The organism is Agreia sp. PsM10 (assembly GCF_030433855.1).
In the GTDB taxonomy this organism is placed as follows: domain Bacteria; phylum Actinomycetota; class Actinomycetes; order Actinomycetales; family Microbacteriaceae; genus Agreia.
Genome location: NZ_JARUXC010000006.1, coordinates 66,965 through 78,143 on the forward strand (window position 1 = coordinate 66,965; position 11,179 = coordinate 78,143).

Consider the following 11,179-nt stretch of genomic DNA (forward strand, 5'->3'; position numbering starts at 1 on the left):
ACTCCAGGGTCGGCTTCATTGACGGGTGGAAGTGCGATGCGGTTCTTCGTCGATCGAGCAGCCCGCTCGTTCCTCGCGGGCGTACTGGGATCAGGTCTTGCGTTTGCGCGAGACGACGAGCCTCTGCAGCAGCACGAACACGAGCAGGATCGCGCCCGTGATGATGGTCGTGGCCTCGGGCGGGATGCTGCCGTCGCGGGTGATCAGCACGTTCATCAGGCCGAGTACGAGGGCGCCGATGACCGAGCCGAGCACGAAGCCGGCGCCACCCGTGAGCAGGGTTCCTCCGATGATGACCGCGGCGATCGCGTCGAGCTCCCAGCCGACGCCCGTGATGTTCTGGGCGATGCCGAGCTTCGACGTGTAGACCACGGCGGCGAGGCCCGCGAGAGTGCCGCTGATGATGTAGATCGCGAGCTTGGTGCGCACGACCGGCAGGCCCATGAGCGTGGCCGACTGCTCGGAGCCGCCGATCGCGTAGACGGTGCGGCCGAAACGCGTCTTGTGCAGGATGTAGAAGGCCACGATCACCACCACGGCGGCGATGATCACGTTGGGCGTGGTGACCAGGTCGTTGATCTTCGGCCCGTCGATTACCTTCACCTCGGTCGACAGGGTGCGGATGGGCGAGTCGTCGGCGAGACGCTCGGGCGTGGTGCTCAGCATCGATGCGAGTCCCCGGGCCAGGAACATCATCGCGAGCGTCGCGATGAACGGTTGCACGTTGAAGTACTGGATCAGGATTCCCGACGCGGCTCCGAAGGCCGAGCCGATGAGGATCATCAGCACGATCACTACGAACGGATTCCATCCGGCGTTCGCGAGCATCACCCCGACGAGGCTGCTGATGGCGATGATCGCTCCGACCGAGAGGTCGACGCCGCCGGTCAGGATCACGAAGGTCAGCCCGACCGCCAGAATGATGAGGTAGGCGTTGTTGATGAACAGGTTCGACAGGGTGCTGAACTGCAGGATGCGGCCGTAGGCGATCTCGCCGTAGATGATCATGCCGACGAAGATCACGATGGCGGCCAGGGTGGGCAGCGTCTCGAGGTTCGGCTTGAGGCGGCTCGCGAGCGACGGGGTGTGCGGGCTCTGCGGCGCGCTCGGGCGTTCGATGACGGAGGTCATGCCGACACCGCCTCCTTTCGTGGCGTGCTGGTTCTCGCACGACGCTGGCTGAAGAGTGCGCGAACCCGCTGCGATTGCAGGAGGCAGATCGCCACGATGACGATGGCCTTGAACGCGGGGGTCGCCGACGAGGGGATGGCGAGGAACACGATGGTCTTGTCGAGCGTGGCGATCAGCAGGGCGCCGATCACGCTGCCGGTCAGCGAGAACTTTCCGCCGGCCAGCGAGGTGCCGCCGATGACCACCGCGAGGATCGCATCCATCTCGGAGGAGAAGCCCGTCTTGGCCACCTCGACGGTCATGACGCTGGCGGTGCTGAAGATTCCCGCGACGCCCGCGAGCACGGCGCTCAGGATGTAGACGAAGATCAGCAGGCCGACCGGTCGGATGCCGGCCATGCGCGCCGCCTTGGGGTTGATGCCGATCGATTCGATCATGAGACCGAGCGCGCTGCGGCGCACCAGCAGGGCCACGAGGGCCACGATCACCGCTCCGATCACGAAGACGACGGGGAAGCCGAGGACGGTGCCATTCGCGATCCAGCGGAAGAACTCGTTGCTGGCCGACGTGTTCTGACCGGAGGTGATGACCTTGGCCAGTCCTCGACCGGCCAGCATCATGATCAGCGTGGTGATGAACGGCTGCAGCCCGACGATCGAGACGAGCACTCCGTTGATCAGGCCGAGGAAGGCGCTGATGCCGAGGGCGAGCGCGATGGCCATGAGCGCGGATCCGAGCGATCCGTCACCGGCATCGTGCATGAACTCCATCGATACGGCGCCCGAGACGGCCATGACGGAACCGACCGAGAGGTCGATGCCGCGCGTGGCGATCACCAGGGTCATGCCCACGGCGATCATCATGATCGGCGCACTGGCACGCAGGATGTCGATGAGGTTTCCCGAGAGATCTCCGGTGACGGCGTTCACCGAGATGCCGAGGTACGTCGGGTCCTTGATGAGGTTGATGATGAGCAGCAGCACGAGGGCCGCGATGGCCCAGATGTAGGGCTGCTTGACGCTGGTCTTGAGGAACGACGCTGCGCCCGATGAGGTGTTCGACATCAGTTGGTGCTCCCCTCTGCTGCGAAGGCGGCGGGCTCGGGCTCGAAGGCCTCGACGCCCTGCGCCTCTGCGCCGTCCGATGCGATCAGGTCGACGATCGTGTCGGCGGTGATGTCTGGCCCGTTGATGATCTCTCCGATCTTGCGGTGGTCCTTCAGAACCACGATTCTCTCGCTCAGTCGAACGACCTCTTCGAGCTCCGACGAGATGAAGACGACGGACATGCCGTCTTCGGCGAGCGTAGCGATGGCCTCCTGAATCTCCGCCTTCGCGCCGATGTCGATTCCGCGGGTCGGCTCGTCGAGGATGAGCAGTTCGGGCTTGGTGGCCAGCCAGCGCCCGAGCAGCACCTTCTGCTGGTTGCCGCCGGACAGGTTCTTGATGGGTCGCTCCGGGTCGCTCGGGCGCACGTTGAGCTCGACGAGGTACTTGTCGCACAGCTCCTTCTGCTCGCGCTTCGAGAGCGGGCGGGCCCAGCCGCGTCGGGCCTGGACGGCCAGGATGAGGTTCTCGCGCACGGTGAGGTCGCCGACAATGCCTTCGTCGCGACGGTTCTCGGTCGAGAACGCGATCCTGGTGGCGAGCCCGGCCACCGGGCTGTGCACCTCGGCGCTCTTGCCTCCGATGGTCACCTCGCCTGTGTCGGGCCGGTCGGCGCCGTACATGAGACGGCCGAGTTCGGTGCGGCCGGAGCCGAGGAGTCCGGCGAGGCCGACGACCTCGCCCGGGTACACGGCGATGTCGACGGGCTCGATCGAGCCCTTCCGACCGAGATCCGTGGCGCTGTAGAAGGGCTGCTCACCGCTCTCCCGCGCATCCCGCCGCCTGTTCGAGCCGAGCGATGCGAGGGTATCGAAGTCCTTGCCGATCATCAGGGAGATCAGCTGGCTGCGGCCCAGGTCGCGGGTGAGGTGCTCCCCCACGAACTCGCCGTTGCGCAGCACGGTGAGGCGATCGCTGATCGCATAGACCTGGTCGAGGAAATGGGAGACGAAGAGGATGGCGACGCCCTGGTCTCGAAGACGGCGCATCACCGTGAAGAGGCCTTCGACCTCGTTGGCGTCGAGGCTCGAGGTGGGCTCGTCGAGGATGAGAACCTTCGACTTGGCGACCATGGCCCGGCTGATGGCGACGAGCTGCTGCAGCGCGAGCGAGATGCTCGAGAGAGGCTGGCGCGGGTCGAGGTCGCCGAGACCGAGGCCGACGAGCGCCTCGTGGGCGGCCTCGTGGGTCTTCTTCCAGTTGATTCCGAAGGCGCCGCGGATCTCGTTGCCGAGCATCACGTTCTCGCCGACGGTGAGGTTGTCGCAGAGGTTGACCTCTTGATAGACGGTCGAGATGCCGGCGCTCTGGGCGTCCGCGGTTCCCGAGAACTGGCGGGGGCCGCCGGAGACCAGGATGCTGCCGGAATCGATCTTGTACACGCCGGTCAGTGCCTTGATGAGGGTCGACTTGCCCGCACCGTTCTCACCCATGAGGGTGTGCACCTCTCCCGGGTACAGCCTGAGCTGCACGTTCTGGAGGGCTTTGACGCCAGGGAACTCGATCGAGATGTCTGTCATCTCGACGATCGGCTCTGTCGCTGCCATGTCTGCCTGCTCGTTCTGCCGGCGTGCCGGCCTCGTCATTGAGTCGCGTGGATTCTCCCACGCGGGAGCCCATCCGGTTCCCCGAGCCGCGAGGCCCAAGGGAACCGGATGAGCGGGGTGAATCAGTACTGGCGGTCGGGCAGTGCGGTGGTCGCGGCCTCGGGCGAGTCGAAGGTCACGCTCGGAACCACGATGTCGGACTCGACGGTCTCACCGGCCAGGGCGGACTTGACCACGTCGATCGCGGTGTCGCCGAACAGCGGGTTGTACTCGGCCACGAAGCTGAGTCGACCTGCGGCAAGCGCCTCGAGGGCGGCCTTGGTGCCGTCGATAGTGATGATCTTCACGTCGGTGCCGGGCTTCAGGCCCGCCTCTTCGACGGCCAGGGCGGCGCCGAGGCCCATCTCGTCGTTCTGTGCGAACACGAGCTGGACGTCGTTGTTGTTGGCCTTGAGGATCGTCTCGAAGACGCTCTTCGCCTCTTCGGTCGACCAGTTGGCCGACTGGCTCTCGAGCTTCGTCAGGTTGTCGGCGACCGTCTCGTCCCAGCCCTTGTTGCGGTCGTTCACGACCGACAGTCCGGGAGGACCTTCGAGGACGACGTAGTTGGCTCCGTCGGGGAACTGCTCGTTCGCCCACTCGGCGGCCGAGGCGCTGATGCCCACGTTGTCCGGTGCGATGTGGCTCGTGTAGAGCTCGGTGTCGTTCGGCTCGATGCCGCGGTCGAGAAGCACGACGGGGATCTCGGCCTCCTTGGCGCGTTCCAGGATGCTCTCCCAGCCGGTGGCCTCTGTGGCCGACAGCAGGATGGCGTCGACGTCCTCGTCGATGAACGACGTGAACGCGGTGATCTGCGAGTTCTGGTCACCGTTGGTGGCCGGGGCGTACTTGAGCTCGAAGCCGTTCTCCTCCGAGAACGAGTCCTGGATGTTCTTCTCGTTCGCCGTGCGCCATCCGCCCTCGGGGCCGACCGCGACGAATCCGATGGTCGTGAGGTCTCCCCCGTCGCCCGATGCGTCGTCGCCGCCGCCTGCGGAGCAGGCGCCCAGGCCGAGGGCGACTGCCCCCACCAGAGCGAAGCCTGCGATGGACCTGAATCGAGGTGTCTTGAACATTGATCTCCTCCTTGAGACCCGGCGGCGCCTGTCGTGCGCCTCCGGAGTGAATGTGAACCGTGGTTGATGCATGGGCCGGGTTGTGAGGGCTAACAATTGCTTCGGCCGGGCGGTCCTGCAGGGGATCGTGTCATCTCGTCCCTGAGATCCAGCGGCAGTTGGTGAAGAGTTGTTAGCGCTCACAGTGTGCTTGGTCGAGACAATATCCGCGCTGCGAACATCCTGTCAAGCGACGATTGCGTCGACCCGGGTAACGAATCGGCAACGGAGGCCGGGCACACGCATGCGGCGGCACGATCCCGGCCGTCGACTTGTGCGCGATAAATGTGAGCCCTAACATTCCCACAGGGAGCACGCGTCCTCGCGTGCACGGACGAGGAGGTTCCCCATGACGACTCCTCGCGGGAGGCGACGATGACCGTGGATGCGCCCGTCATCCGCTTCACCGACGTCTCGGTCGCGTTCACCGCCACGAGAGCCCTCGACGGAGTCGACTTCCGGCTCTTCCCCGGTGAGGTCCACTCGCTCATGGGCGAGAACGGCGCCGGCAAGAGCACGCTGATCAAGGCCCTCACGGGCGTGCAGCCCATCGACGGCGGAACCATCGAGATGGACGGCCGACCGGTGTCGTTCGGCACTCCCGCGGCCGCGCAACGAGCGGGCATCAGCACGGTCTACCAGGAGGTCAATCTCCTGCCGAACCTCTCGGTGACCGAGAACGTGATGCTCGGGCGCGAGCCGCGCACTCGGTTCGGGGGCATCGACTGGCGCGCGGCGCACGCTCGCACGAGCGAGCTGCTGGCGACCATGCGGCTCGACGTCGATCCCCGCTCGATGCTCGCCGACCACTCCCCCGCGATCCAGCAGCTCATCGCCATCGCGCGGGCCGTCTACGTCGAGGCGCGCGTGCTGGTGCTCGACGAGCCCACGTCGAGTCTCGACAACGACGAGGTGACCGAGCTGTTCCGCATCATCGCGGGCCTGAAGGAGTCGGGCGTCGCGATTCTCTTCATCTCCCATTTCCTCGACCAGGTCTACGAGATCTCCGATCGGCTCACCGTGCTGCGCGACGGACGGCTCGTCGGCGAGTACCTCACGCACGACCTGCTGCGCATCGACCTCGTGCAGAAGATGGTCGGCAGGAACCTTCCAGCGCTGGCGAACATCCAGGAGCACACCAGCAGCAGCACGGTCGAGGAGGGCCTCTCCGGGGAGGAGCCCCTCATCAGCGCGATCGGGCTCGGCCGCCGCGGCGCGATCGAAGCCTTCGACCTGCGCGTCTACGAAGGCGAGGTGGTGGGCATCGCGGGCCTCCTCGGCTCGGGGCGTACCGAGCTCGCACGACTGCTCTCGGGCATCGACCGCGCCGACTCCGGCGAGACGCTCATCGACGGGCATGCCGAGAAGCTCGTGAATCCGCGTCGAGCGCTGAAGAACCGCATCGCGTACGCGTCGGAGAACCGGCGCACGGAGGGAATCATCGGCGAGCTGTCGGTGCGCGACAACATCGCCCTCGCCCTGCAGGCCGACATGGGCTGGTTCCGGCGCATCCCCCGCCGACGGCAGGACGACCTGGCCGCGAGCTACATCCAGGCCATGAACATCCGGCCCGCCGACCCCGACGCGCTGATGCGCACCCTGTCGGGAGGCAACCAGCAGAAGGTGCTCCTCGCCCGCTGGCTGGCGATCGCGCCGCGGCTGCTGGTGCTCGACGAGCCCACCCGCGGAATCGATGTCGGTGCGAAGGCCGAGATCCAGAGCCTGGTCTCCGACCTCGCAGACAACGGGCTGTCGGTGGTGTTCATCTCGGCAGAGCTCGAAGAGGTGCTGCGCATCAGCCACCGCATCGCCATTCTGCGCGACAAACGCAAGGTCGGAGACCTCGAGAACCATGACCTGTCGGTGGAGCGGCTGCTCACGATCATCGCGGAGAGTTCGACGGATGGCGACGATGACTGATCGCGCTCTCTGGTCGACTAGTGTTCGAATCACGACACGAGCACGGGCGTGTCGCTGGATAGGGTGGAACACGTGACGGAAGAGACGCCGCGCCAAGCGACGATCTTCGATGTGGCACGGCTCGCAGGGGTATCTCACCAGACCGTCTCGCGTGTGGTCAACGATCTGCCCAATGTGCGCTCGTCCACGCGCGTTCGGGTCGAAGAGGCCATCAAGAAGCTGCGCTACGTGCCCTCGCCCGCAGCGCGGGCCCTCGTCACGAGACGATCGCGCACGATCGGGCTGATCGCCACGGGCGGCCCCGAGTTCGGCCCGTCGTCGACTGTCCTGTACTTCAACGCGGCGGCCCGGGACGCCCGCTGGTCGGTCTTCACCGCGAACATGACCGACAGCGATCCCGGGTCCATCCGTGGAGCCGTCGAGGCGTTCCTCCGTCAAAACGTCGAGGGCATCGCCGTCATCTCCGGACATGAGGGCTCGGTCGATGTCGTCGCAGGCATGGAGCTCACCATTCCCCTGGTGGCCCTCGAGGCCACGGCTCATGCGGGGCTGGCCACCGTCGGCGCCGATCAGTACTCCGGCGCACGCAGCGCGGTGAAGCGCCTCATCGAACTGGGCCACCGCGGCATAGCCCACCTCGCAGGTCCGGCGGACTCGGTCGACGCCCGCGAGCGCGAGCGCGGGTGGCGCGACGAGCTGGGGGCCAACGACCTGTCTGCCCGGGTGATCGGTGTCGGTGACTGGACCCCGTCATCCGGCCACCGATTCGGCGCTTCGAGCGACCTGTCGGGCCTCACCGCCATCTTCGCGTCGAACGACCAGATGTCGATCGGCCTGATCCACGCGCTCAACGAGCGCGGCCTCGCCGTTCCGCGCGACATGAGCGTCATAGGTTTCGACGATATTCCCGAAGCGGCATATGTCACGCCACCCCTCACCACGGTGCGTCAGGACTTCGAGAGGATCGGGCGCGACATGCTCAGCACGCTGCTGTCACGCATCGATGGCGACCGCACCACGGAGCTTCCGCAGTCGTTGCCCGCCCTCATCGAGCGCGAGTCGACCGGGCCGGCGCCCGGTCGCAGTGCGGTCAGTGCAGCAGGCTCGACACGAGATTGATCGTCGAGGCCACCACGACGACGCCGAGAAGAAAAGACAGGAGCGCGTGGCGCAGCGCTTCGGCCCGCAGCACAGACGACGTGATGTTCGTGTCGGAGACCTGGAACGTCATTCCCAGGGTGAAGGCGAGATACGCGAAGTCGAGGTAGCGGGGCGGCTCCTTCTGGTTGAACTCGATACCCGTTCCGCCCGCCCGGTAGTAGAAGCCCGCGTACCGCAGGGTGTAGATCGTGTGCACCAGCCACCACGAGGCGGCCAGCGTGGCGAGCGCCGCGGCGATCAACCCGAGCGTCGCGCTCGTTCCCAGCTTTCCCGCCTCCACCAGGAGAAGGGCGATCGCGCCGAAGCTGGCGATGCTGGCGAGGATCAGCAGCGTCTGCGCCATGCGCTGCGACGGATCCTCCCGGCTCGCGTGGGCGGCGGTGTCGGCCGCATCGAAGCGGAGCACCGAGATCCAGACCCAGATCGTGAAGGTGCCCGCCGCGGCGATCCATCCGACGGCCGGCGCGAAGATCCACGACCCGGCGACACCGGTGATCGTGAACACGACGACGAAGATGGCGAGCACCACGGCGGCCCGCACGCCGGCACGGTGCCAGAACCCCGAGAAGTCCCGGGCGCTGCTCAGGTCGCCTGTGCCGCTCACGCCGCTCATGCCGTGGGCCGAACCCGTGCAATCGCGCGATCGGCCGCGGCCGACGGCTCGCTCGAGACGAGGATGCGCATGCCCGGCTCGAGCACGACGATCTTGTCTCCATAGCGGGCGGCGATCGATGCCCGCTCCCAGATCAGCACGCACTCGAGAGCCAGCTGCGTGGTGATGGCCCACGGCTGCTTGTTCGCGAACAGGGTGAACGATCCCACCGAATAGCCGCCGAGCTCGGCCAGTTCGCCCTGCAGGCCCGACAGACCTGGGATCTCGACGTCGACCCGGGGCAGACGCGACTCCTTCTGCTTCAGGAACGTCGCGACGAACAGGCGGGCCGCGACCTCGTGGCGGTCGGCGTGCAGGATGCCACGGGGTCCGTCGTAGGGCGGGACGGGGGCGTCGCTGAGGGGCATACGCATGACGCTACCGCGTGCGGCGCGTAACAGGAGCTATCGCCAGGGCTCCGACATGAAGGACTGCAGGGCATCGCGGTGCAGCGGCGTCGAGTAGAGGTACCCCTGGATGATGTCGCATCCGAGTTCCGCGAGCCGATCCAGCTGGGCACGGGTCTCGACCCCCTCGGCGACGACGCGCATGCCCACGGCATGGGCGACGTCGATGCAGCTCGTGACGATGGCCGTGTCCTCGACCGAGACGCCGAGACCGGCCACGAACGACCCGTCGATCTTGAGTTCGTCGACCGGAAAGTCCTTGAGATAGGCGAAGCCCGCGTGGCCGGTGCCGAAATCGTCGATCGAAACGCGGACGCCCTGGTCGTGCAGCAGCTTGAGGTTGCGATGCGCGCGCCGACTGTCGGTGATCAGGCCCGTCTCGGTGATCTCGAGAGTGATGAGCGCCGGGTCGAGACGATTGTCGCGCACGAGTGCACCGACCAGGTCGGCCAGCCGCGGATCTGCCAGCTGGCGCGCCGACACGTTGATCGACACCGTGACGGGCCGGGCGTCCGGCTCCCGGTTGAGCGCAGCGCACTGTTCGATGGCTGCGCGGCACGCCCACGCGCCGACCTGGTTGATGAGTCCGGATCTCTCGGTCAGGTCGATGAAGCCGGCGGGTCCTATCAGTCCGCGCTCCGGATGATCCCATCTCAGCAGCGCCTCGTAGCCATGCAGCGTTCCCGACGCGACGTCGAGCTGCGGCTGATACTCGAGTCGGAACTGGTCGTTGGCGAGGGCTGCGCGAATCTCGCCCAGCAGGCGGATCTCGTCGACCGTGGAATCGTCGAATACGGAGGTGAACAGCTTCCAGCAGTTGCGACCCGACGCCTTCGCCTCGTACATGGCCGTCGTTGCCTGTCTCATCTGCGTTTCGGCCATCGACGCGGGATGGATGCGCTCGGACGACTCGAGTCGGACGACCGAAGCGCCCAGGCTCGCCGTCACGACGACCTCGAGTTCGTCGACCAGCATCGGAGCGCTGATCGATTCGAGGATCGTCTCGGCGAATGTGGTGCCTCGGGCGTGAGTTCGACCGACCACGACGAACTCATCGTCGCCGACGCGGGCGGTCAGAAAGCCATCGGCCGAGAGGGCCATCAGGCGCTTGGCGACCTCCCTGAGCACTTGGTCTCCACCGGCCCTTCCCAGGCTTCCGTTCACGATCCTGAAGTGATCGAGGCCCACCACGAAGGTGGAGAACTCGCTCAGGGGAGGCAGGCCGACGGCCAGCTCGACGATGCGCGTCAGAAGCCCGGAGCGGTTGAACATGGCGGTCAGCGCGTCGTACTGCGCCGCCTGCTTGAGGTCGAGCTCTGCCTCGCGCCGCAGCGCGTCGGATCTCTCGGCCTGCCGCACGGCCCTGATGAGGTGTTCCTCGTCAGAATGACGCTCTCGCCGGGGCACGAACATGTACAGGGTTGCTGCTCCGCGGACACGCGACGCGAAGAGATCGGCCGCGCGGGCGGCGCGGTCTTTGCCCAGCAGGGTGAACGACATATCGGATACCCGCCCCTCGAGGTGGAGCAATCGCGCGGCGCGTCCTGAGAACAGGATGCGATCGGCCGGCGGCAGAAGACGGACGAAGGGTGACCCGATCAGGTCTTCCCGCACGAATCCGGTCCAGATCAGAAGGTGATCGTTGACGTCTACGATCGTGTCGTCGGAATCCGTGACCACCAGTCCGCCCGGACCCGAGCGGAACAGGACCTCGTAGTCGATCTGGTCTGTCGCATCAGGCTGCATGGTCATCGCTCGGCGAGGACGGCCAGGATGCTGCGAGCGATCTCGTCACGAGCGTTCGCCTGCGGAACATGGCCCTGCGCCTGAAGCACGACCACCGAGGCGCGGGGCGGCGATCGCCGGTACATGATCTGATCGCGCCCGAAGCCATGGGCGAAGGGCAGCACCTCGCTTGCGCCCGGTCCTGTGATCCATACATTGTCCCAGTCGACGATTCTGGCCCCCTCATCCGCGCTCGTGAGCTCGCATGCCATGGCTCCATTTTCGCATTAACACCTCCATCCGACAGCTGCCGTCTCACGTGATTACAAGTGGACGGCACTCTGCGATGCACGCCGAGCGTGAAGAGACGCTCCTG

General features: G+C 66.3%; 10 protein-coding genes. 2 read left to right on the forward strand and 8 right to left on the reverse strand.

Translation table 11 applies throughout. The features are described from left to right. Positions 1-90: 90 nt before the first annotated feature. From QCD70_RS09370 to QCD70_RS09385, 4 genes are all read right to left on the reverse strand, one after another. The gene (locus tag QCD70_RS09370) at positions 91-1,131 is read right to left on the reverse strand and encodes an ABC transporter permease subunit (protein ID WP_301215423.1); all 1,041 of its coding nucleotides are present in this window, start codon (positions 1,129-1,131) and stop codon (positions 91-93) included. Further along, entirely contained in the window at positions 1,128-2,195 is a 1,068-nt protein-coding gene (locus tag QCD70_RS09375) for an ABC transporter permease (protein WP_301215425.1), read from the reverse strand. The genes QCD70_RS09370 and QCD70_RS09375 overlap by 4 nt, the downstream gene beginning before the upstream one ends. Next, the gene (locus QCD70_RS09380) at positions 2,195-3,784 is read right to left on the reverse strand and encodes a sugar ABC transporter ATP-binding protein (protein ID WP_301215427.1); all 1,590 of its coding nucleotides are present in this window, start codon (positions 3,782-3,784) and stop codon (positions 2,195-2,197) included. The genes QCD70_RS09375 and QCD70_RS09380 overlap by 1 nt, the downstream gene beginning before the upstream one ends. A 122-nt stretch (positions 3,785-3,906) precedes the next feature. Beyond that, positions 3,907-4,899, reverse strand: a complete 993-nt coding sequence (locus QCD70_RS09385; RefSeq protein ID WP_301215430.1) for an ABC transporter substrate-binding protein — start codon at positions 4,897-4,899, stop codon at positions 3,907-3,909. A 414-nt stretch (positions 4,900-5,313) separates the two neighbouring features. On the opposite strand from QCD70_RS09385, the gene QCD70_RS09390 reads away from it, so the two are divergent. Both QCD70_RS09390 and QCD70_RS09395 read left to right on the forward strand, forming a co-directional pair. Then, positions 5,314-6,858 (forward strand): sugar ABC transporter ATP-binding protein, encoded by a 1,545-nt coding sequence (locus tag QCD70_RS09390; RefSeq protein ID WP_301215432.1) that lies wholly within the window; start codon positions 5,314-5,316, stop codon positions 6,856-6,858. Between the two features lie 72 nt (positions 6,859-6,930). After that, positions 6,931-7,977, forward strand: coding sequence for a LacI family DNA-binding transcriptional regulator (locus QCD70_RS09395; RefSeq protein ID WP_301215434.1), 1,047 nt, complete (start codon positions 6,931-6,933; stop codon positions 7,975-7,977). Here the strand turns inward: QCD70_RS09395 and QCD70_RS09400 are convergent. From QCD70_RS09400 to QCD70_RS09415, 4 genes are read right to left on the reverse strand one after another with little or no spacing between them, the layout of a single operon-like run. Further along, entirely contained in the window at positions 7,949-8,632 is a 684-nt protein-coding gene (locus QCD70_RS09400; protein WP_301215436.1) for a DUF1345 domain-containing protein, read from the reverse strand. The two genes, QCD70_RS09395 and QCD70_RS09400, sit on opposite strands and share 29 nt — an antisense overlap. Next, positions 8,629-9,039, reverse strand: coding sequence for a hypothetical protein (locus QCD70_RS09405; RefSeq protein WP_301215438.1), 411 nt, complete (start codon positions 9,037-9,039; stop codon positions 8,629-8,631). The genes QCD70_RS09400 and QCD70_RS09405 overlap by 4 nt, the downstream gene beginning before the upstream one ends. 36 nt (positions 9,040-9,075) lie before the next feature. Further along, positions 9,076-10,830 carry a putative bifunctional diguanylate cyclase/phosphodiesterase gene (locus QCD70_RS09410; protein ID WP_301215440.1) on the reverse strand — a complete coding sequence of 585 codons (1,755 nt, stop codon included), beginning with the start codon at positions 10,828-10,830 and terminating at the stop codon, positions 9,076-9,078. After that, positions 10,827-11,075 carry a hypothetical protein gene (locus QCD70_RS09415; protein WP_301215442.1) on the reverse strand — a complete coding sequence of 83 codons (249 nt, stop codon included), beginning with the start codon at positions 11,073-11,075 and terminating at the stop codon, positions 10,827-10,829. The genes QCD70_RS09410 and QCD70_RS09415 overlap by 4 nt, the downstream gene beginning before the upstream one ends. Between the last annotated feature and the right edge of the window lie 104 nt (positions 11,076-11,179).

Coding starts and splice junctions, on each gene's coding strand:
- QCD70_RS09390 (WP_301215432.1), top strand. CDS start 5,314: ATGACCGTGGATGCGCCCGTCATCCGCTTCACCGACGTCTCGGTCGCG.
- QCD70_RS09380 (WP_301215427.1), bottom strand. CDS start 3,784: ATGGCAGCGACAGAGCCGATCGTCGAGATGACAGACATCTCGATCGAG.
- QCD70_RS09410 (WP_301215440.1), bottom strand. CDS start 10,830: ATGACCATGCAGCCTGATGCGACAGACCAGATCGACTACGAGGTCCTG.
- QCD70_RS09370 (WP_301215423.1), bottom strand. CDS start 1,131: ATGACCTCCGTCATCGAACGCCCGAGCGCGCCGCAGAGCCCGCACACC.
- QCD70_RS09415 (WP_301215442.1), bottom strand. CDS start 11,075: ATGGCATGCGAGCTCACGAGCGCGGATGAGGGGGCCAGAATCGTCGAC.
- QCD70_RS09375 (WP_301215425.1), bottom strand. CDS start 2,195: ATGTCGAACACCTCATCGGGCGCAGCGTCGTTCCTCAAGACCAGCGTC.
- QCD70_RS09385 (WP_301215430.1), bottom strand. CDS start 4,899: ATGTTCAAGACACCTCGATTCAGGTCCATCGCAGGCTTCGCTCTGGTG.
- QCD70_RS09405 (WP_301215438.1), bottom strand. CDS start 9,039: ATGCCCCTCAGCGACGCCCCCGTCCCGCCCTACGACGGACCCCGTGGC.
- QCD70_RS09400 (WP_301215436.1), bottom strand. CDS start 8,632: ATGAGCGGCGTGAGCGGCACAGGCGACCTGAGCAGCGCCCGGGACTTC.